21 protein-coding genes are annotated in these 21,405 nt (G+C 59.4%); 11 read left to right on the top strand and 10 right to left on the bottom strand.

Translation table 11 applies throughout. The features are described 5' to 3' along the window. Positions 1-24: 24 nt before the first annotated feature. From IM764_RS05905 to IM764_RS05895, 3 genes are read left to right on the top strand one after another with little or no spacing between them, the layout of a single operon-like run. Complete coding sequence (locus IM764_RS05905) at positions 25-348, top strand: hypothetical protein (RefSeq protein ID WP_194187263.1); 324 nt, start codon at positions 25-27, stop codon at positions 346-348. Next, entirely contained in the window at positions 345-1,655 is a 1,311-nt protein-coding gene (locus tag IM764_RS05900) for an alpha/beta hydrolase (RefSeq protein WP_194187262.1), read from the top strand. Before IM764_RS05905 ends, IM764_RS05900 begins: the two co-directional genes overlap by 4 nt. A gap of 59 nt (positions 1,656-1,714) precedes the next feature. Further along, a complete protein-coding gene (locus IM764_RS05895) occupies positions 1,715-3,307 on the top strand; it encodes an amino acid permease (RefSeq protein ID WP_194187367.1) in 1,593 nt (530 codons plus the stop codon). Between the two features lie 23 nt (positions 3,308-3,330). On the opposite strand, the gene IM764_RS05890 is transcribed toward IM764_RS05895, so the two are convergent. Together IM764_RS05890 and dnaJ are read right to left on the bottom strand one after the other, a co-directional pair. Then, complete coding sequence (locus IM764_RS05890) at positions 3,331-3,786, bottom strand: heat shock protein transcriptional repressor HspR (RefSeq protein ID WP_099298198.1); 456 nt, start codon at positions 3,784-3,786, stop codon at positions 3,331-3,333. A 13-nt stretch (positions 3,787-3,799) separates the two neighbouring features. Then, positions 3,800-5,026: a molecular chaperone DnaJ gene (gene dnaJ, locus IM764_RS05885; RefSeq protein ID WP_194187261.1), complete on the bottom strand. Its 1,227-nt coding sequence runs from the start codon at positions 5,024-5,026 to the stop codon at positions 3,800-3,802. Between the two features lie 272 nt (positions 5,027-5,298). Here dnaJ and IM764_RS05880 point away from each other — a divergent pair, with 272 nt between their 5' ends. Beyond that, positions 5,299-6,408 carry a hypothetical protein gene (locus IM764_RS05880; RefSeq protein WP_194187260.1) on the top strand — a complete coding sequence of 370 codons (1,110 nt, stop codon included), beginning with the start codon at positions 5,299-5,301 and terminating at the stop codon, positions 6,406-6,408. Positions 6,409-6,486: 78 nt separating this feature from the next. On the opposite strand, the gene grpE is transcribed toward IM764_RS05880, so the two are convergent. Then, on the bottom strand, positions 6,487-7,128 hold the full coding sequence (gene grpE / locus IM764_RS05875; protein ID WP_194187259.1) for a nucleotide exchange factor GrpE: 642 nt from the start codon (positions 7,126-7,128) through the stop codon (positions 6,487-6,489). Continuing rightward, positions 7,128-8,978 (bottom strand): molecular chaperone DnaK, encoded by a 1,851-nt coding sequence (gene dnaK / locus IM764_RS05870; protein WP_099298202.1) that lies wholly within the window; start codon positions 8,976-8,978, stop codon positions 7,128-7,130. Before dnaK ends, grpE begins: the two co-directional genes overlap by 1 nt. Before the next feature lie 261 nt (positions 8,979-9,239). Between dnaK and IM764_RS05865 the strand changes: the two genes are divergently transcribed. From IM764_RS05865 to IM764_RS10470, 5 genes are all read left to right on the top strand, one after another. Beyond that, positions 9,240-10,202 (top strand): alpha/beta hydrolase, encoded by a 963-nt coding sequence (locus tag IM764_RS05865; protein WP_194187258.1) that lies wholly within the window; start codon positions 9,240-9,242, stop codon positions 10,200-10,202. 156 nt (positions 10,203-10,358) lie between these two features. Continuing rightward, positions 10,359-11,030 carry a hypothetical protein gene (locus tag IM764_RS05860; RefSeq protein WP_099298204.1) on the top strand — a complete coding sequence of 224 codons (672 nt, stop codon included), beginning with the start codon at positions 10,359-10,361 and terminating at the stop codon, positions 11,028-11,030. 66 nt (positions 11,031-11,096) lie between these two features. Continuing rightward, positions 11,097-12,350 (top strand): pyridoxal phosphate-dependent aminotransferase, encoded by a 1,254-nt coding sequence (locus IM764_RS05855; RefSeq protein WP_288802107.1) that lies wholly within the window; start codon positions 11,097-11,099, stop codon positions 12,348-12,350. A gap of 105 nt (positions 12,351-12,455) precedes the next feature. Continuing rightward, positions 12,456-12,734, top strand: coding sequence for a hypothetical protein (locus IM764_RS10365; protein ID WP_228073434.1), 279 nt, complete (start codon positions 12,456-12,458; stop codon positions 12,732-12,734). 27 nt (positions 12,735-12,761) lie between these two features. Next, the gene (locus tag IM764_RS10470) at positions 12,762-12,896 is read left to right on the top strand and encodes a hypothetical protein (RefSeq protein WP_255510458.1); all 135 of its coding nucleotides are present in this window, start codon (positions 12,762-12,764) and stop codon (positions 12,894-12,896) included. 96 nt (positions 12,897-12,992) lie between these two features. Here the strand turns inward: IM764_RS10470 and IM764_RS05845 are convergent, their stop codons facing one another. The 5 genes from IM764_RS05845 to dcd form a co-directional block, all read right to left on the bottom strand. Continuing rightward, positions 12,993-14,327 carry a UDP-glucose/GDP-mannose dehydrogenase family protein gene (locus IM764_RS05845; RefSeq protein ID WP_194187257.1) on the bottom strand — a complete coding sequence of 445 codons (1,335 nt, stop codon included), beginning with the start codon at positions 14,325-14,327 and terminating at the stop codon, positions 12,993-12,995. Positions 14,328-14,435: 108 nt separating this feature from the next. Beyond that, on the bottom strand, positions 14,436-16,055 hold the full coding sequence (locus IM764_RS05840) for a glycine betaine ABC transporter substrate-binding protein (RefSeq protein ID WP_099298207.1): 1,620 nt from the start codon (positions 16,053-16,055) through the stop codon (positions 14,436-14,438). Continuing rightward, positions 16,048-16,737, bottom strand: coding sequence for an ABC transporter permease (locus IM764_RS05835; RefSeq protein WP_099298208.1), 690 nt, complete (start codon positions 16,735-16,737; stop codon positions 16,048-16,050). Before IM764_RS05835 ends, IM764_RS05840 begins: the two co-directional genes overlap by 8 nt. Beyond that, entirely contained in the window at positions 16,734-17,546 is an 813-nt protein-coding gene (locus IM764_RS05830; RefSeq protein ID WP_194187256.1) for an ABC transporter ATP-binding protein, read from the bottom strand. The genes IM764_RS05835 and IM764_RS05830 overlap by 4 nt, the downstream gene beginning before the upstream one ends. 84 nt (positions 17,547-17,630) lie before the next feature. Continuing rightward, positions 17,631-18,197: a dCTP deaminase gene (gene dcd, locus IM764_RS05825; protein WP_194187255.1), complete on the bottom strand. Its 567-nt coding sequence runs from the start codon at positions 18,195-18,197 to the stop codon at positions 17,631-17,633. Between the two features lie 640 nt (positions 18,198-18,837). Between dcd and IM764_RS05820 the strand changes: the two genes are divergently transcribed. Further along, positions 18,838-19,188, top strand: a complete 351-nt coding sequence (locus IM764_RS05820) for a hypothetical protein (protein ID WP_099298211.1) — start codon at positions 18,838-18,840, stop codon at positions 19,186-19,188. Positions 19,189-19,237: 49 nt separating this feature from the next. After that, positions 19,238-19,621 (top strand): hypothetical protein, encoded by a 384-nt coding sequence (locus IM764_RS05815; protein WP_099298212.1) that lies wholly within the window; start codon positions 19,238-19,240, stop codon positions 19,619-19,621. Between the two features lie 128 nt (positions 19,622-19,749). Here IM764_RS05815 and IM764_RS05810 read toward each other — a convergent pair whose 3' ends face one another. Next, entirely contained in the window at positions 19,750-21,366 is a 1,617-nt protein-coding gene (locus tag IM764_RS05810; RefSeq protein WP_228073470.1) for a VanW family protein, read from the bottom strand. Positions 21,367-21,405: the final 39 nt, after the last annotated feature.

Below are 21,405 nucleotides of genomic sequence, written 5' to 3'. Positions count from 1 at the left end.
ATTCGCCATCAGGGGGTCAGGGTTATGGCATGGGAAAGTGCCCTCGCGGGCTTGGGACAGATGTGGCTGCTGCCCACGGCAGTGGAGCAGCGGGCCGGGGAGATTAAGGAGGCTGCTTCTGTGGCACGGCAGGCAGCCGAGGAAATTGGGAAAGCTCCTCGATGGACCTTGCCGGGCGAGATGATGATGACGGCGGTCAACCAAGCCTGCGAGGCTTTTACACGCGCCGGTTCCGCCCATGCCACGATGACGAACGCAACGGCAGAACAAATCGGAAAGTACGTCAGCAGCGTGCGGGCGCAGGAAACGTCTGCCTCTCAGTCCATGGCCATGGGGCTGTGCCGATGAATGTCACCGTGTACTCCATCGAGGGCGCCCAAACTAGAGATGCAGCGCATACCGCCGACGTTGCCGCCCGCTCCGGGAAGGTGCTCAGCCAACAGGCTGGGGATGCCAGAGAGCAAGCCGAGTGGTCAGCGAACGAACAGTGGATAGGACCAGCGGCCGATGCCGCCACCCATCGGCTGGATGCCTCGCTGAACCAACTGGACGTCTTGGGAGTCTCTGCGCAGTCCGTCAGCATCGTGGCCGGTGCATATATCCAGATACTTCAGCTGGCACAAGGCGTCGTCAGCGCGGCGCTATCCACAGCCCGTGCGGTATTCATGCCGGTCACGCCTGCGGGACACGTCAGCGCGCACGCCCTCGCGTGGATCCCGGGACTGGGTATGAGTGCCCAGGCCATGGCAGAAACTTTGACCAGAATTCTCACCAGCGCCGTGGCACTGGTTCGCGCGCTGGACTCCGGTTCGGGTGGTGCGGTGAGCGCCTTGGCGTCGGTAACAAACACCATGCCAGTGACGCGCAAGCTTCCTCCGGTACCCGCGGGAACCACCGCGGCGATGTCTAGGGAAGCAGCTGACTCGCCACAGGTCACACGGCTGGAAACCGCCACGGGGCCGGTATTTGTGGTGGGCGATGTGGACGCGGCGGAATCCATCACCACGTTTGTCTCCGGCGTGGGGTCCAGTAGCGAGGGCGCGATGCACAATACCTCACAATGGGCGATACAGGAGGTAGAGCGAGCTCGCGCCGAGGGGAAAAACATTGCAGTGGTGGCATGGCACGGGTATCGCGCTCCGGAGAACCTCGTGGGGGCAATCGGCAGCTCGGCGGCCCACAAGGCTGCACCGGACTTACGAGCGTTTCAGCGAGGGTTGCGGGAGAGAAACCCGGAAGCGAAGTTGAATGTGGTGGGCTACAGCTACGGCTCGGTGGTCGTGGGCACGGCTGCCACGCAGGACGGGCCAGGTTTAGAGGCAGATGACGTAACGTTCGTGGGCAGCCCTGGCGTGGGGGCGCATTCTGCCGACGATCTGCGCCTGAACTCTGAGGAGCCGAATTCTGCAGGACCAGCGCACGTGGAGAGCCACCACGTTCCGGGAGACCTGATCCAGCTGGCCACCGGTCCAGAATTTGGGGCCCACGGCCCGGATCCTTCGTCGCCGGGCTTTGGCACAGAAGGAGCACCGGGGTGGTCCGAGTACCAGTGGAAGCGGCTCATGGATCTCTACATTCTGGGGCGCGGGGATACGGACACGCACAGTTCTTATTTGTGGGATCCCGCGCTGGATCTGACCAGCGGCAGGCAGTGATTAGTCGGCAAGACGACGTGTTGTGGCGCGATGATTCAACAAATCGGATTCCATTGACTATGGTTCTTTTGGTGAAGACTTCAAATAATGGGTCTAACCCAACTAATGGCGTTGCAGTTCCCGCATCCAGTAAGCCCTCGCCAGGTACCGCCGAAACCTTGGTCGTCGACGATCCTCGCACCGTGCGCATGGGCACCCTGGTGAGCCTCATCGTGGGCTCCTGCGTGGGCGCGGGCATCTTCGCGCTCCCCCAAAACGTCGCGTCCGTGGCCTCGCCCGGCGCGGCGATGATCGGCTGGGCCATCACCGGCGTGGGCATGCTGTGCATCGCGTTTGTATTCCAAGCACTCGCCACCCGCAAGCCCCACTTGGATTCCGGCGTGTACGCCTATGTACGCGCTGGGCTGGGAGATTTCATTGGCTTCGCCTCCGCCTGGGGCTACTGGCTGGGCACTATCATCGCGCAGGTGGGCTACGCCACGCTGTTCTTCAGCTCGTTGGGATTCTTTCTTCCCATCTTTGACGGCTCTCGCCCGCTCGTGCAGGCCTTTGCCGCCTCACTGCTGACCTGGGTGATTTTCACTGTGCTCTCCCGCGGCGTGCGCCAGGCCGCGATCCTCAACGTGGTAGCCACGGTCGCCAAGATCTTGCCGATCATCGCCTTCTTGGTCTTGGTGGCTTTCGTGGGCTTCAACCCCGAGGTATTCACCGCAGATTTCTGGGGTCATGCTGCCACCTTCGGCGAGAACCAAGACCAGTCCGCAACGCTGATGGACCAGGTCAAGGGCATGATGCTGTTCACCGTGTGGGCCTTCATCGGCGTGGAGGGAGCCTCCACGTACTCCAAGCGCGCTCGTCACCGTAAGGACATCTCCATCGCCACTTTCATCGGCTTTGTGGTGGTCTTTGTCCTGCTGATGGCGGTCAGCTTCTTGAGCTTCGGTGTGGTTTCCCGCGAGGAGCTCGCAGCCATGGGAGACAACTCCATGGGATCCGTTCTTCAGGCTGCCGTGGGCGATTGGGGCGCCGGACTGATCAGCATCGGCCTGTGCATCTCCGTGCTGGGTGCCTACGTGTCCTGGCAGATGCTTTGTGCCGAGCCCATCACCTTGATGGCTCAGGACGGACTGCTGCCCAAGATCATCGGAAAGACCAATGCCTTGGGCGCCCCCGTAGTCTCTCAGCTGTGCTCCGCCGTGGTGATCCAGGCGTTCATCGTGGTGTTCTACCTCAACGAGTCCACGTACACCACGATGGTGCAGTTGGCCACCTCGCTCTACCTGCTCCCCTACGTATTCTCGGCGCTCTACCTGCTATTCCTCTCCACGCGCGGAGAAGGCATCGCACACCCGGACGCGGGTCGAAAGTTCGATCTCTCCGGCCCGAAGGTCAGCTCGTCCACCAACACCATCCACTTGGTGCTGGGACTGGTCGCATTCCTGTACTCACTGTGGCTGCTGTACGCCGCAGAGCTGAAGTTCGTCCTGCTGGGCACACTCTTGGTGCTGCCAGGCTTGATCATCTACGTGATCACCCGCATGCGCGCGGGCGGACGCATCTTCAACCTCTTCGAGTGGATCATCGCCGCGCTGATCACCGCCTGCGCGTTCTACACGCTCTACGGCATCCTGACGGGCTCCGTTTCGCTATAGGCAGGCCGCAGCCAGCGGGAACTCTAATCCCGCTTGCGCCGCCGCGGCTCCCACATCACCACGGCCGTGGAGCGTGGCACGTGGACGATTTCTCCCCGGTTTCTTCCCGACGCCGAGCTCTCCGCCCGCATCTGCTGCTGCGCCTTTGCCAGCTTCTTGCGTAGCTGCGCGGCCTCGTGCTCCAACTCGGAAATGCGATTTTGCTGCTCGATTATGGTGCGGATACCCGCGAGGTTGACACCTTCCTCGTGCGAAAGCCGTTGGATCTCCTGCAAGTCCTCGATGTCCTTACGAGAGTAACGGCGCCCGCCGCCTTGGGTGCGCTGCGGAGAGACCAGCCCCATCCGGTCATACGTGCGCAAGGTTTGTGCGTGCATACCCGTGATCTCCGCCGCAACGGAGATCACGAAGACCTCGTGCGTGCCTTTGCGGGCTGCATTCTCGCCTTGTTTATCGGAATTCTGGGAATTGCTGTTCATGATGGATCACCTGTCACTTACCTTCCCAGTTTTCCCGCGGATCAAAGCCGCTGCGCTTTTCCTCTTCTGAGTACTTGCGCAGTGCGCTCATCGCGCCTTCGTCGAGGTCCGTGGGCACCTCCACCTTGACGGTCACCAGCAAATCGCCGCTGGCGCCGTTGCGCTTATTCACGCCGCGTCCCCGGACCCGCAGGGTGGTGCCATCAGCGGTGCCTTGCGGGATGCGCACGCGAACTCGGGAGTCCAGCGTCGGCACCGTCACGGCTCCACCGAGGACCAGCTCGGAGAAACTGACCGGCACGGTCAACTTGAGGTCGTCGCCGCTGCGAGTGAAGACCTTGTCCTTCTTCACGTGCACCGTGACCAGCAGATCGCCCGCTGGCTTTCCGCGCTGACCAGCGGCACCTTGCCCGGCCAGCCGCACCTTTTGACCGTCCACAACGCCCGCGGGCACGCGGACGGTGATGGTGCGCGGACGGGTCTGACGGCCTTCGCCGCGGCAGTCTGGGCACGGTTCCTTGATGATGGTTCCTTGCCCGGCGCAGGCCTCGCAGGGGCGCGAGAATCCGAAGGATCCGCGGTTCTCGCTGACCATTCCGCTGCCGTGGCACTGCCCACACGTTTGTGGCGAGGTGCCTTCCTTGGCGCCCGAGCCGTGGCAGGTGGCGCACGGGGCGGGGCTGGTCAGGCGGATGGGGATGGTCACGCCCTTGGTGGCCTCGCGGAACTCCAAGATGATCTCGGTTTCCACATCCGAGCCGCGATCCCGCACGGTGCTGTGCGTGGCGCCGCGTCCTGCAGACGCGCCCGCTCCAGCGCCTGCGCCGCCGAACATGCCACCGAAGACATCGCCGAGGCCGCCGCCTCCGAAAATGTCGGACATGTCGTACTCGGCACCACCAAACGAGCTGCCGAATCCGGCGCCGGAGCCGCCGAAACCGCCCATGTCGCCCATTCCGGAGCTCCTGCGTGTGCCGGCTCCGCTCATGCCGAAGCCGCCAGAGGCTATGAGCCGCTTGAACTCGTCGTATTCCTTGCGCTTTTCTTTGTCTCCTACCACGGAATACGCTTCCGAGGCGGTCTTAAACCGTGCTTCTGCTGCTGCGTCGCCTGGCTTCTTATCTGGATGATCCTCCCGTGCAATCTTGCGATACGCCTTCTTGATTTCTTCGGCGCTCGCACTGGAGGACACACCCAGGTCGCGGTAGTAGTCCTTATCTACCCACTCCTGTTGTGACATCCTCATTCTCCTTCATAGAATTTGCTGCGGTTTGCGTGCGTTTAGTGGCTGTTCTGCCCAAGTGTTTGCCGTAAAGGCCTTACACGCACTCACTCAATATTCTTGAGTCTACCCCGCTTAACTTTTTTGATCTACTCAACCTAACGCGGCGCTCTACTTATTCATTCCCCAATTCTCCACCTCCTTTTCCCACAGCCTCTCTCATGGCTTTCCCAGCATGTCTTTAGGGCGGTGAGGGCAATGCCTGTCCTGCGGTTCGTTAGGGTGGAGGTATGAGTGCCCGCAGGAACAACTGGTTCAAACGTCTCTTTGGCGATTCCGCCTCAGATTCCTCCAGCGCACGGCCGCAGGGAAGTTCGGATGATTCTTTTTCGACGCCAACCCCGTCCCCTTCCAGCTCTTCCCCCGAGTCTCCGGAGGAGCCAACCCCCACTGAGGCGGAGGTTGAGCCAGTTCCAGCTCGCGCCAGCACGCCTGTGAACGTCAATTCCAGCCCGTACCTGACGGTGTTTGACCCCTCGACGCTGGAAGATGCGGATTTCTACCGTCGCATGCGTGTGACTTTGCAGCCGCTGGAGATCGCCGAAGCATCTGGCGGAACCGCAGACTTCGGGCCCCACGCGCCGGTGCGTCCGTTTAGCGCCGATACGCTGATCCGCCTCACGTTGGACATGCCGCGCGACGGTGCAGAACCCACACCGCCCCAGCCACGGCAGGCAGCAACGGGGCGCGACCGCAAGGTGAGCATGCACGCCACGTTCCCGCTGAACGAACAGACCATGGCGGATCGCGGCCCCGTCGAGGATCTGTACCGTATGGGCTACCGGAACCTGTGGCAGGAGCTCATCGATTCTGACCTGCATTTCAACGAGATCTCGCCGGGCCCTAAGGAAAAGGTATGGGCTTTTGAGGGCACCTCGCCATATATCGGCAGCGCCCCTATCTTCTTGGAGGAGCTGATTGAGAAGTTCCTCCCGCAGATCGATATGGATTCCGGCGTGCTGTTTACCATGCCTTCGACCGGCCAAATGCTGGTGCGTGACGTCACCGCAGGTATGGAACTATTCCACACCATCGGTCTGCTGGCCACGGCGTCCGCGGACGAATACTTCAAGTCCCCGGACAAGATCAGCCCTCGCCTGCACCTGTGGCACGAGGGTCAGATTGAGACAATTTCCGATATCAAGATGCCGGAGCCCGGCGAGCAGCAAACGGAAATTCAGATCAAGCCCACGGCGTATCTGATGACGCAGATGAATGAGGGGCCTGACGCGCCGGAGGATTGGATGAAGGGCTTTGGCAGCCCCTCGGACGATCCTGATGATCCGGATGATCCGGACGACAATGGCCCAGACGGCCCCACTCCCCCGCCGGTGGCGTAAACGCGCTCCATTCCTACACAACAAAGGGCTCCTGCCAGCACATTGCCGGCAGGAGCCCTTCCTGATCTAAACAGCTATTTACTGCTGATCGGTGATGATCACCAGCGCGGTGCGTAGCACCCGGTCACCCAGGCGGTAGCCCTTGCGCAAGACGGTGCCCAGCACCTTGACCTCGCCGGAAGACGTGTCCTGCACGGCCTCGTGGAGATCAGGGTTGAACTCGTCACCTTCATCGCCGAAGGCCTCGACCTTCAGACCACCAAGCACAGCCTGAAGCTTGTCGTAGGTGGACTTCAGCGGGCCGGTCAGATCTCCGTGAGATTCTGCCAACTGAAGATCGTCCATCAGAGGCAGCAGCTTGTCTGCCACATCTGCGCGGGCGTTATCCGCTACTGCCACGCGATCGCGCTCTACGCGGCGGCGGTAGTTGGCATACTCAGCAGTCACGCGCTTGAGGTCATCAGTGGTTTCCTCCACCTGCTTGCGCAGGCGGTCTTCCTCATCCATTTCCTCAGCGAGTTCCTGCTCGTCAGCAACGGCATCCGCAAAAGCGTCTTCTTCAGCGCCTTCCTCTCCAGAGAGAATGTCCTGAACCTCTTGGTCCACGGCATCAACGTCGGCAGGTTCCGGGTTTACGTCGTTGGCTTCCATCGCATCCAAGGTTTCCTCATCCGTGGCGGATGGGTCGCCTGGATTGTCAGTCCAGTCAGTCTCAGCCATTACTTCTTGTCATCCTCCTCATCGACAACCTCTGCGTCGACTACGTTAGGGTCCTCGTTTGCCGCACCCTCAGTGTCGCCTGCAGCGGCACCTTCAGCATCTGCTGCAGCTTCCTGCTCGTAGAGGGCCTTGCCGATCTCCTGAGACTCAGCGGAGAGCTTCTCCACTGCATCCTTAATGGCCTCGATGTCATCGCCCTTCAGGGCTTCGTCAACAGCCTTGGCAGCATCCTCGACCTTGTTCTTCTGCTCCTCGGAGATCTTGTCCTCGTTGTCAGTGACGAACTTGCGGGTCTGGTAAGCCATGGTCTCTGCAGAGTTGCGGACTTCTTGCTCCTCGCGGCGCTTCTTGTCCTCGTCTGCATGAGCCTCGGCATCCTTAACCATGCGGTCGATCTCTTCCTGAGACAGTCCGGAGCCATCCTGAATGCGGATGGTGTTCTCCTTGCCCGTTCCCTTGTCCTTGGCGGACACGGAGACGATGCCGTTGGCGTCGATATCGAAGGTGACCTCGATCTGTGGAACTCCGCGTGGGGCTGGAGCGATGTCGCCCAGCTCGAAGGATCCCAGCAGCTTGTTGTGAGCAGCCATCTCGCGCTCACCTTGGAAGACCTGGATCTGCACGGAAGGCTGGTTGTCCTCAGCCGTGGTGAAGGTCTCCGAACGCTTGGTTGGGATGGTGGTGTTGCGTTCGATGAGCTTGGTCATCACGCCGCCCTTGGTCTCAATGCCCAGGGACAGAGGGGTGACGTCCAGCAGCAGCACGTCTTTGACCTCGCCACGCAGCACGCCGGCCTGCAGAGCGGCACCCACGGCAACAACTTCGTCTGGGTTAACGCCCTTGTTTGGCTCCTTGCCGCCGGTCAGGTCCTTGACCATCTCGGAAACTGCAGCCATACGGGTAGAACCGCCCACCAGCACAACGTGGTCGATGTCCTTGACATCTACCTCGGCATCCTTGAGAACCTTCTCGAAAGGAACCTTGGTGCGCTCCAGCAGATCCTCTGTGATGCGCTGGAACTCGGTGCGGGTCAGGGTCTCGTCCAAGAACAGTGGGTTCTTGTCTGCGTCCACCGTGATGTACGGCAGGTTGATGCTTGCCTGCTGGGAGGAAGACAGCTCGATCTTTGCCTTCTCAGCAGCCTCGCGCAGACGCTGCAGAGCCATCTTGTCCTTGGTCAGGTCGATGCCATTGGCGCTCTTGAACTTCTCTACGAGCCAGTCGACGATGCGCTGATCCCAGTCATCGCCACCCAGCTTGTTATCACCAGCGGTAGCGCGAACCTCTACCACGCCGTCGCCGATCTCCAGCAGGGAGACGTCAAAGGTACCGCCACCGAGGTCGAAGACCAGGATGGTCTGCTCCTTATCGCCCTTTTCCAGGCCGTAAGCCAGTGCAGCCGCAGTGGGCTCGTTGACGATGCGCAGCACGTTCAGTCCTGCGATCTGTCCAGCTTCCTTGGTTGCCTGACGCTCAGCGTCGTTGAAGTATGCAGGAACGGTAATCACCGCATCGGTGACGTCCTCGCCCAAGTAAGACTCAGCGTCACGCTTGAGCTTCATCAGCGTGCGAGCGGAGATTTCCTGTGGGGTGTAATCCTTATCGTCGACGTTCTGCGTCCAGTCAGTGCCCATGTGGCGCTTGACGGAGCGGATGGTGCGATCGACGTTGGTGACCGCCTGGTTCTTGGCGGACTGTCCGACGAGAACTTCACCATTCTTAGCGAATGCGACCACGGAAGGGGTGGTGCGTGCTCCCTCGGAGTTGGCGATAACGGTTGCCTCGCCACCTTCCAATACGGAAACCACAGAGTTGGTGGTTCCCAAGTCAATGCCTACTGCGCGTCCCATTTCTTTGTCCTCCTATGTAAGTGAACGGTGTATTTTATTTGAGCCTTTAGTGCCTCAGACTCAAGTACTGACATCCAGTATCCGCAAAATTTTCTTTGCGTCAAACTAACTTGAGTCCGTCCAGCTCAACTAGCTGACATCCTATACAACTCACGGCCACCCAAAGTTGTTCCCGATTCACTCAACTTTTTCCAAAAATTTTTCCCAACCCCTTCCCACCTGCAGCGATATCCTCCAAGAGTTTTCAATTAACCTAGGACCATGAGCTTTTTGGATCGGTTCGCCTCTCTGTTCTCCACAGATTCCTCCGAACCACAGACCACCCTCCCCGCCGAGCCACCCCACGCGCTCCGGCAGCACTTCGCCGTGTCTTCCCGCGAAGTCAACGGCTTCGAGGTCTATTCAGTGGCCCCCATGAAATTCGCGGAAACCAGCGCCACGGACATCACCCACTACGATCCACACGCTGATTCCCTCGGCGAACTCCCCGCCGCGGATGCTGCCACCCAAGCCGTGCTGTACTTAATCCCCGGCGGCTTTGCCCAGCCAATCAAGGCACGGAACTGGGATTTCATCGCCCAGATGGCCGAGGCCGGGCTTCGCGTAGAGATCCCCTTGTACGGCCTCATCCCGGATTACAACTGCACTCACGGCTTAGATCTCATCTTTGCCGTCTACGCCCAATTGGTCGAAGATCACGGTCCAGAAAATATCTCCCTCATCGCTGATTCCGCCGGTGGCAGCCTCGCCCTCGGCACGTTTATTGCAGATTCCAGCCTTCCCGCGCCCCGGCAATTCATACTCAACGCACCGTGGGTGGACTTGGATTTGAGCAACCCTGGCGTCGAAAAATATAAGGACGCTGACCCCATCCTCGATCCCACCCAACTACGACCTCAAGGCAACTTGTGGGCCCAGGGCCTCGTGCACGCGGGCATCACGGACCCAGGTCACGCCACCGCGCATCCCACCGTCTCCCCGCTCAACCTCCCGGTGGAAAGGTGGCAGGAAGTCCTGGCCGGCGCAACGGTGGACGTGTGGTGCGGGGACAGGGATCTTTCTTTTCCCGACGCCACCGCGCTCACCGACCGCCTCAACGAAGCCGGAATCTCTGCCACCTTGCATCCCCAAGCGGGTGGAGTGCACATGTTCCACCTCACAAAATCACGCGAGGCCAAAGCAGCGCGCAAGGAGATGATTGCGCTTGTGACCAGCCAAAAATAGATAGTTTCGCAGTCTGAAACTCCGCACCTTTGGACAGGACGGCCGTCCCCAAACTCAGATTCCACGCCTCCCGTGGACTACCATGAGTTGAATTGGGTAATGCCGATTCTGGCCTGCAGGCCAGAGCATTGCCGCTTAGGAAGCTCGCCGTCGAATATGCGTAAGGGAGACCCGCAGATGTCCGCTGGTAACCCCCAATCTCAACCCGGCGAGGAGAAAAAGACCCTGCCGGAAGAAACAAGGAAGCCTGAAGCCACCGTGAGTACCTCCGGTTCAGAAACCGCCACTGAAGAGCAAGAATCTTCCCGTTTTGACCGGTTTATGGACAAAGCCCAAAGCATCATGCCTATCTGGGCATGGGTGGTCTGCGTGGGCATCATCATGGCGATTCTGCTGTCCATCCTGGCCTTCTTCATGATGAAGACCCTGGACGTGGGCCGGGACTCCTTCACCGGAGGAGACACCACGCTGTCTCCTCCGCACCCGGCCGCGACAACGACCGGCAAATGGGACGATGCCCCAGAGATTGGCGGCGGTGACGGCACTGCCGGTTCGGTCTACACGGAGTACTACGTGCCCCCGGCGCCGGCTGAGCCGTCCACCGAGGAGCCCCAAACTTCCGAGCCGAAGCCTTCCAGCTCCAAGCCAAAACCGTCGGATTCCCCCAAGCCTGAGCCCTCTGCCCCGAACGCACCTACTACCTCGGCACCTCCTGCCCCATCCGCTAATCCCAGCCCCTCACCGGAGCCCACGCCCACCTCTGGCGGCGACGCAGGAACCGGAAACGGTGGCGGCAACGACACAGGTAATGCCGGTGGCAACGGTTAGTTGTTCCGTCTCATAATTCGGAAAATCCCTCCCAAGGGTTAGATTCCGCCTCGACCAACTGGCACAATGGGAAGAATGAGTAAACCCCTTCGACCCAGCGAACTGCGCACGCTTGATCAATCGACCAAGCTGCAAAACGTTCTGTACGAAATCCGCGGACCGGTTAATTCCGAGGCGGAACGTATGGAGGCGGATGGCCACCGCATCCTCAAGCTCAACACTGGCAACCCTGCCGTGTTCGGTTTTGAGGCGCCGGATGTGATCATGCGCGACATGATTGCGGCGCTGCCTACAGCGCAGGGTTACTCCACATCGAAGGGCATCATCAGCGCACGTCGCGCGGTATTTTCGCGCTATGAGGTCATCCCAGATTTCCCCACGTTTGACGTGGAAGATGTCTACTTGGGCAACGGCGTATCCGAGCTGATCACGATGACCACCCAGGCGCTGCTCAATGACGGCGACGAAGTGCTCATCCCCTCCCCCGACTACCCACTGTGGACCGCTGCGACATCCCTGGCTGGCGGCAAGCCCGTGCACTACTTGTGCGACGAGGAAGATGATTGGAACCCGTCCATCGAGGACATCCGGGCGAAGGTCACCGAGCGCACCAAGGCAATCGTGGTCATCAACCCGAATAATCCCACGGGCGCGGTCTACTCCCGCGAAGTGTTGCAGAAGATTGTGGACGTGGCTCGGGAGCATTCTTTGTTGATCCTGGCCGACGAGATTTACGACAAGATTTTGTATGACGACGCCAAGCACATCAACATCGCCAGCCTCTGCCCAGATCTTCTGTGCATCACCTATAACGGCTTGTCCAAGGCGTATCGCGTAGCAGGCTACCGTGCTGGATGGATGGTTATCACCGGCCCGAAGCACCACGCGGAGGGTCTGATCGAGGGCATTACCTTGCTGGCCAGCACCCGACTGTGCCCGAATGTTCCGGCACAGCATGCCATCCAGGTGGCGATCTCCGGCCGGCAATCGATTGATGACCTGGTGCTGCCGGGCGGTCGCCTGCTGGAGCAGCGCAACGCCGCGTGGGAGAAGCTCAACGAGATCGACGGTGTGAGCTGCGTGAAGCCTATGGGCGCGCTGTATGCATTCCCGAAGCTGGACCCGAACGTGCATGAGATTCACGACGATGAGAAGTTCATGTTCGATCTCTTGCGTGCAGAAAAAATTCAGATGGTGCAGGGTACCGGATTCAACTGGCCGACCCCGGATCACTTCCGTGTGGTGACCCTACCGTGGGCTCGTGATCTGGAGCGCGCTATCGAGCGTTTGGGCAACTTTTTGTCCAGCTACAAGCAGTAATGCTCGGTCACGAAACATGCCTTTACTAAGGGCAGGTTTCGCAAAACGCACCCGCTCGAGGGTAGACCTCGGGCGGGTTTTGTGTTATTCACCACTATTTGCAGATTGTCGCATAATTTGTGCATTCTTCGCCGAGCTGCAGACGCAGCAGCGAGCACGTTCCCCGGTGATTTCCAGCTGCCACAGCGCTGGAATGACGAAGGCGTTCCCGTCACACACCCGGTGACCACGTTTCGCCGACAGACCACCGAGACCAGCGCAAAGGTCAAGGGAGAAGGCGAGCTGGCGAAGTACCTAACCCAGCAGTACGGGTTCTCCTACGTCTACGAGGTGTACTGGAAGCTCAACCAGGTGGACGGCCACTATGAGTTGCCTGCGCACTAGCAGGGCAAGTTGGCGTGGGGATTCACCATGCTGGATAGCAACAACCAGAATGTTAAGTGCAGCGAGGATCACTCATGGCAGCCAGAGGGCCGGCCGTACACCTCCTCCGTCCCGGAGGCGAAGTACTCCGAGCTGCGCATGAACGATGCACCTGCGTGGTAGGTCACTGAAGTACTAAGCAACGAAGCAGTCCAGCGAGTTTCTCGCTGGACTGCTTCGTTTTTCGTATGCCCTAGCGACACCGTTGGGCTAATTCAATTAACCGCGACCCAGAGCGCGGAACTCCCAACCTGCGGACTTCCATGCCTCGGTATTCAGGCAGTTGCGTCCGTCGATCACGATGGGCTTTCCGTGCACTGGCTCGCCCGCCACGAGGGTACGAGCCCATTCCGGATCCAGCTCCTGGAATTCCTTCCATTCGGTGGCAACCAGTACGATCTCCGCGCCGCGCAGCGCTTCCTCGATGGATTCTGCGTAGTTCAGCGTGGGGAACAAGCGCTGTGCGTTGGTCATAGCTTCTGGGTCGAAGACCGTCACCGCGGCACCACTGAGAGACAGGGATCCGGCCACATTCAGGGCAGGTGAATCGCGGACGTCGTCGCTATTGGGCTTGAAGGCTGCGCCCAGCACGGTGACGTTTCGACCCAACAGGGAGCCGCCCAGTTCCTGGCGTGCTAGTTCGACCATCTTCTCGCGACGCCGCATGTTGATGGCATCTACTTCGCGCAGGAAGGACATTGCTTGGTCTGCGCCCAGCTCGCCGGCGCGCGCCATGAAAGCGCGGATGTCCTTGGGCAAGCAACCTCCGCCGAAGCCCAGGCCAGCGCCGAGGAACTTGCGACCGATGCGTTCATCTAGGCCAATGGCATCTGCCAGCGCCGTGACGTCCGCACCCACGGTCTCGCAGACTTCGCTGACCGCGTTGATGAAACTGATCTTGGTGGCCAGGAAGGCATTCGCGGAGACCTTGACCAGCTCCGCCGTGGGAAGGTCGACGACAAGGAAAGGGGTGTCCTGCTGCAGAGCGTCCGCGTATACCTCGCGGGCTAGTGCTTCCGCGTTGCCGCCTTCATGAAGTCCCAGGACGATACGGTCTGGGCGCAGAGTGTCTTTGACTGCGTGACCTTCACGCAGAAACTCTGGGTTCCAGGCCACCTCGATAGAAGCGCCATCGTTGGTATTTTCGTCTGCCAAGGACTGCAGCTGTGCTGCGGTTCCTACGGGAACGGTGGACTTTCCCAACACGAGGTGCTCGCCCTCGATCAGCGGCGCCAAGGATTCCACCACAGCGCGGACGTACGTGGTATCCGCGGCATAAGAGCCCTTCTTCTGGGGAGTGCCCACGCCGATGAAGTGCACGTTGGCGAACTGCGCGGCTTCCTCGTAATCCGTGGTGAACCCCAATCGCCCGCTATCTAGGTTTCGCTGCAGCAGCTCTGGAAGGCCGGGTTCGAAGAACGGAACTTTGCCTTCCGTGAGGGACTTGATCTTTGCCTCATCCACGTCCACACCTAGCACGTCGTGCCCCAATTCCGCCATGCAGGCGGCGTGGGTAGCGCCCAGGTATCCCGTGCCAAACACAGTCATACGCATAGGTGTTGATGCTACCGAGCGCAAGTGAATTAACGGTGAAACGAAGGTAAATGATTAGTCATTACTTTGCCTAGCCCACAGGGCCGCTAAGCAAAACCTATTCTCGGCCTAGTTTTCGGCGCTCACTTCATTGTTTTTCAACCAATCCCGTGCGATACGCAAAGAGTTCGCCTTCTCTGGGCCGGAATTGCGCAAGTTCATCTGCTTGAGCTCTTCCGTGGTGAGCTTGTCCTGCACCTTCTGTAAGGTCTCACGCATCTGCTCCGTCATGCTGTCCTCGCGGGACAGCGGCACCACATTCTGCGGGAGAATCAACAGCTTCGGATCCTGCAGCTCCACCAGTTCCACCTCCCGGCCGTTTGGCCCGAGCACCGGCGTGGTGGTGTAAATATCGGCGGTATCCACGGACTTCTCCAACAAAGCCTGGACGGTCAGCGGGCCTCCGCCATCGCTGATAGGCACCAACTGCATGCTCTCCGCTGGAACCCCATACACGGAGGCCAGTCCCGGTGGACCATAGCTGCGGGTCTCGATTTCGGGCGATCCACCGATTTTCAGTGATCCACCATTGCCCGCCACCAGTTTGCGGAGATCTCCCAAGGTTTGTAGGCCATATTGCTCCGCAACTTCTGGCAGCACGCGATAGCTGTCCTTACTCTCGCCGGGTGCCACTGGACCGCTGCTCAGGCCTGCGGGAAGCACCTCGTTCAAAGCGGAGACGGCCTGTTCAGTGTCTGTGCCTGGACCCAGATCCACCTGCGGCGCTCCCGGGGATTCTGCGTAGTACTGCGCCACGTTGCCCACGTATTCCGGAACGATATCGATCTCACCGTTTTCCAAAGCTGCCAGGTAGGCATCGCGCGCACCAATCCCAGGAACCAGTTCTGCGTGGATCCCCTGCTTTTCCAACGCTTGCACGTAGATCTGAGCGATAATTTCGCTTTCCGGGAAATTTGCTGCGCCCACGCGCACTGTGTCCCCGCTGCGCGCTCCACCAAAGACGGTTCCCCCGGCCACAATGGCCACCACCAGGACTGCGCTCAGCACGGCCACCAACAACGGGAGTCCGCGCCGGTCTCCCTGAGCTTCCCCGACACGCGTCGACGACTGCTCCGGCGGATGCGGTGGCAGCATGCGCATCGCCTCCAAAATGATGACCAGCACGATGACCCACACCACGCCCACCAGCATCATGTGGGTATCGCGCTGAGCCAGTCCATCGATCAAATACCTGCCCAAGCCACCCGCACCGATATAGGCGCATAGCGTGGCAGTGGCCACAACCTGGGCTGCTGCGCTGCGAATACCATCGAGAATTTGTGGGAGAGCCAGCGGAATCTCCACCGAGCGGAGAGTCTGCATTTCCGAATGTCCGGTGGCTCGCGCGCCATCAATGACGCTTGGCTTGATCTGCTGCACGCCTGCATAGGAGCCAGCCAGGATCGGAGGAATGGCCAAGATCAGCAGCACGATCATAGATGGCAGCCACGCCCGATCCACCGCCCCGCCCGGCAAGAACAACGCTAGGACAGTCAGCAGACCCAGCGAAGGGATTGCGCGCAATCCGCCGGACATGGCCACGGCAACTGCACGGCCTCGCCCGGTATGCCCGATGAACAGCCCCAACGGCACCGCGATGAGGATCGCCGGAACGAGGCCCAGAAGTGAGAGCCACACGTGCTCCCATATTCGTTGGCCCACGGTGGCATTAAAGAAATCGCTAAGCATGACCGGCCTCCCGCAGAACTCGTTGCCACGGCATCAAAATGTGCCCTAAAACAACCAGAATCGCGTCCATGAGCAGCGCCACCACCACGATCGCCAGCGTTCCCACTATGATTTGCTCCGGGTAACTGCGTAGGAACCCCTGAGTGATCAGATCGCCGAGGCTACTGACACCCACCAGCGCTCCAACGCTGACCATGCTGATGGTGGACGCACTGACCACTCGCATGCCCGCCAGAATGCCTGGCCCTGCCAGCGGCAGCTCGACGTTCCAAATCCGTTGTCCCTCTGAGTAGCCAAGCGCACTCGATGCGCCTACGGCCGCCGATTGTGTTGCCGACGCCGCCGTGAACGATTCCGCGACCACGCGAGTCTGCAGCGCCATCCCGTAGAGAAACAGCGCGCTGATGACGTTGAATGGGCTGAGAATCGGAGAGTCAAAGATCATCGGCAGCAGCAGAAACAGCGCCAAGGAAGGAATGGCGTAGAGGATGCTGGTCAAGCCGATGATGATCGCGCCGCCGTCGAGAAATTTCCGCGACGTATTCTGCGCCGAGAGGCGATAGGCGGCCCAGCCCAACGGCAAGGAAACAAAGAAGGTCAACACGATTGGTGGCAAGGCAAGCCACAGGTGGCTCACCCCCAAATCCAGCACCGTATCCCAATTGGTGGTCAGCCAATTCATGAGCGTTCCAATGGCCCAATAACCGCACCAAACTGATCAACCACCACGTCTTGGCCGTTGACGGTCATGACTCGGTAGGTGGAATCGTCGATGCCAATGAAGCTGCGGACGAAGTCATTGGCTGGCTTGGTGGCGATATCTTCCGGAGGTCCCTGCTGCGCGATGTGCGCGCCTTCCTGTAGCAGCACCACATTGTCTCCCAGGGTGAAGGCCTCGCGGACGTCGTGGGTAACCAGGATGACCGTCTTGTGCAGGCGTTCCTGCAACTCAAGCATCAACTCTTGAAGTTCGCGGCGAACAATCGGGTCCACGGCACCGAAGGGCTCATCCATCAGCAGGATGTTGGGATCGCTTGCCAGCGCTCGAGCCACGCCTGCTCTCTGCTGCTGGCCACCCGACAACTCGTGCGGATAGCGGGCCAGCTGCTCCTCGGTGAGTCCCACCTGGGCTGCAGTGTCCCGTGCGCGCTTTTCTGCTTCCGCCTTGGATACGCCGTTGAGGCGCAGCACCGTGCCGATATTGAATCCCACGGTGCGATGTGGCAGCAGACCCGCATCCTGCAATACGTAGCCGATTGAGCGGCGCAGCTGGATCGGTGGTCGATCCGAGACATCTTCATCATCGATGAGCACCATGCCGCTGGTCGGTTGCACCATCCGGTTCACGCAGCGAATGAGTGTGGTCTTGCCACAGCCCGAACTACCGAGGAAGACGGTGGTCTGACCGGTGGGCACTTCAAGACTGAACTGATCCACCGCGCGGCCACTGGCGCCGGGGAATTGAACGCTGACGTTCTGAAAGGTGATCACAATGAGCCCTCAAGGGGTGAGATGGATGGTCCGTGCGCCAAAAGATTGACTGTTCAAGCCTACCCCGAATGGCTCAAAACGTGCCTAGTTCTGAAAATTTAAGTACGCCTTGGATGCGGTGGGACCGCGCTGCCCTTGGTACTTGGATCCCAATGGGCCGGAGCCATAAGGATTAATTGCCGGACTGGTCGTCTTGAAGATCGCCAGCTGCCCCACCTTCATGCCGGGGTACAGGGCGATCGGCAAGTTTGCCGCGTTAGACAACTCCAGCGTGATGTGGCCGGTAAAGCCCGGATCGATGAAGCCTGCCGTCGAATGAGTGACCAAACCGAGCCGACCCAGCGAGGACTTCCCCTCCAAACGTCCCGCGAGATCATCCGGGATGGAGAAGTGCTCCAGCGTGGAACCCAGAACAAACTCGCCGGGATGAAGAATGAAAGGCTCGTCACCCTCAACTTCCACCAGGGTGGTCAGCTCTTCCTGCGGAAGCTTGGGATCGATGTGCGTGTACCTGGAGTTATTGAACACGCGAAAAAAGCCGTCCAGGCGCACGTCGATGCTTGAAGGCTGGATCATTGATGCATCGAAGGGATCCAATACGAGGCGCTTAGCCTCGATGGCTGCTGTGAGGTCTCGATCAGATAAAAGCACAACCCTAGGATACCGTGCGCACTATTCTGGCTTCCGGACTATGGGGAATTGGTGCGATCCGATGAGCCATGGGCCCACTTTTGCGCAGCGTTGTAAAAATGCTGCACATTTGGGGGGGTAAGGATTCTGTTTTTTAGCGAACTCCCCTCGTGATTTGAATCACCACCGAAGGCCTGCCAGATTTTTACAGTCTCAAGAAGGGCTTTAAGGTTCTGCATTCTGTTAAACAATGCAAGGTTCTTTTTTCGGGTTTAAACCTAAGAATTTGTTAAAACTGCAGCCTTCGATAGATTAAGATTACCTCGGCGAGAATCGGCGTTTTCCCTGCATCTCACACAAAACCTCATCTCACATGTGCTGAATTAAGATTCAGGAAGTGTTAATGAAGTTATTAAGAACTGCGGTATAAATGGAGGTGAACTTTAAGTAACAGCATTCTTGCTTCCTTGTTAGCAGAAACTCAGAGAGCATCTCTGGCCCATCAATGCACAACAATCAATTTTTCTTTTTTGGTGCGATATCTGAAATTTAGCTGTATTGTTCCTGTTGTCAGGATGCGAAGAACCTCCCGGAAAGACTGGTTCTAAATAAGTTTCGCATTCTTCGGCTTTCATTCATCTCACCTGAAAGGTTTACCAAGATGCGTAAGCTCCGTAACTCCGCTCTGGCCATCGCCACCGCCACCACCGTCGCACTTGGCGGAATGACCGTCGCTGGTGCTCAGGACGGCGGCGCCCTGCCAAACGAAGAGTCCAACGTCAACCTCTCCGAGACCGGCTCCTCCGCTGGCTCCCTGGGCGATGCCCTGGAATTCGGCGAAGAAGCTGATCCTCGTGCCATCTTCGGCTCCGACAAGTCCGGATTCGGCGACCAGCCGCTCTGGGCTCAGCTGATGTACGGCGTAGGTGTTGCAGGCGTGGCCGCCTCCATCTTCGGCTTGGTCATTGCTCCAGCAGCCAACTTCATCTACGCCAACTTCCTCGCTAAGTAATAGCTTCAGCGGACCACTTTCCACCACGAATAAGAGAAGGAATATTTTCATGAACAACTTCCGCAAGGCTGCACTGGCTCTGGCCACCGCTTCCGCAATCACCCTGTCCGGCACCGCAGTTGCAGGCGCACAGGAGAACACCGAGACCCCTGACTCCTCCGCTGCGCTGTCCTCCTCCGAGAACACCACCGAGGGCTCCACCAACGAGGATTCCGCTACTGGTTCCTCCAACCTCCTGTGGAAGATCGGTAACATCCTGGGCGCTGACCAGGGCGTGTCCGGCGAGGACATCTTCGGCTCCACCCAGACCGAGAACCAGCCAGCATGGGCTCCCATCTTCAAGTGGGGCACCATCGCTGCTGTCACCGGCACCGTCGTTGGCATCGGCATCGGCATCGCCAACGAGCTGAAGAACCGCGGCATCATCGTTTAAGTTCTTACGCTGACTCACCCGCGGCGCTCGCCGCCCGTGAATCAAAAATCCGCCTCCGATCAACACTGATCGGAGGCAGATTTTCTATGGCACCAGCCGCCAGCACATGCGCGGAAACTACACCCGCGCTACCCGCAGGTCACAATCGGCTGCGGGTCATACACGGTGGTCTGCGTCTCTCGGGACAACTCCTGACCATTCAGATCCCTGATCACGCGCGTATCTGTCGTCGTAAAACCAGGGGCGCCAGAGGACGGCGAACAGTGATCGTCCTTATCCACGGTGCGCTTCTCCGGCTGCGTCGGATTGGTGCGACCACCAGGGATGGATTCCACTTCCACCTGCTTCTTGCCCTTGATCTTCACGGTGACAGAATCGCCACTGACAAAGCTCTCAATCTGCACCGGAACGTCAAAGGGGTTCTTAAACTGCAGGTCGATGGCACCTTCGTACACAGTCGCCTCGCGCCCAGCCGGGTAGCGGCTGATGTAGTAGGAGTGCGGGGTGTGTGCCACGTCGTCCATACCCGCGAAGTAGCTGGCGTTATACAGCGTGGTCGCAAACTGGCTGATGCCACCACCGACGGCCTCGGAAGCGTGACCATCAATGATAATTCCAGACTCCACAAAGCCTTGCGCCGTACCACGCGGGCCGGTGTAACCGTTGAGGCTGAAGGTCTCGCCGGGCAACACGTAGGCGGCGTTGACCATTTCCGCGGTACGGGCAATGTTCACTCCGGAAGGACCGGAGAAGTCACCCGTGGTGAACTCGCCCATCACTTCGTCGAAGGAAGCCTTTTCCGCTTCGTCAGTGGTGAACGTTGCCGCCTTGTCCTCGTAAACCACCTGCCAATTGCGCTTGTCAGTGTTGAGCGCCTTATCGGAAATATCGCCCAGGGTCTCTTCCCACTTGATCTGCACGCCGTCCTGGTGAGGAATCACGCTCAACGATCCGCCGGACTGGCTGAAGCTCGCATTGCGGAATTCCTTTTCTGTGGAACCGAGCTGCTCCTGCAAAACCTGCTGGGCTGCCTCGTTATTCCAGCTCGGCTTGAGGCTTTCGGCCAATTCCGGCTTCTTGTTCTCCGGAACGTCCGGAACAAAAGTCAGGATGCGTCCCATATCGGTGGGCTTGATTTCACCCTTGACTTCGTCGCGACCGAAGAAGGTGATGGGCGCCGAGGTGGCGGGGTTGATCACGTCCCGGATCAGTTCGTCCGTATCTTCTGTGGTGAGCTTGGCCTCTGTGACTTCGGCTTCACCGGTAACAGTGTGGTTGGTGCTCAACCACTCGCTCAAGACCTTTTCCCGCAGCTCCTCTGCTTCGATGGTCTGTCCAGGCTCATCGTCGGTCACGTCTGGTTTGCCCAGATCATTGACGGCCAGTGCCGCGTTCTTCGGATCTCGAGTCAGATCACGGGAGAGACGATCCATCGCACGATTGAAGGGACCATCGGCCACTGCGGAAATGATGCCCACTTCACGCTCTTCGAACAGGCTGCGCACGCGCTCGATAGGATTCAGCGGCTGCCTGCCCGCCTGATCCACGGTCGCACCCCAGTCCACCTGCAGCCCAGACTGCGAAGGCTGGATGGTGCTGGACATATTGCCGGCATTAACGATGACGGGCTCGCGCACCTCATCGCCCAAGTCGATGCGAAGCCGCTGCTCAGCTTGCTCTTCGGTCATGCCGCCAATGGCTACGCCGCCCACGGTGGTTCCGCGGGGCACGCGACCTTCGGACATGATCAGGTCCACGCCATAGGAGACTCCCGCGATGCCCAC

The sequence above is a fragment of the Corynebacterium sp. ED61 genome (genome assembly GCF_015233855.1).
Taxonomy (GTDB): Bacteria; Actinomycetota; Actinomycetes; order Mycobacteriales; family Mycobacteriaceae; genus Corynebacterium; species Corynebacterium dentalis.
This window is presented reverse-complemented; position numbering and strand designations above follow the sequence as displayed.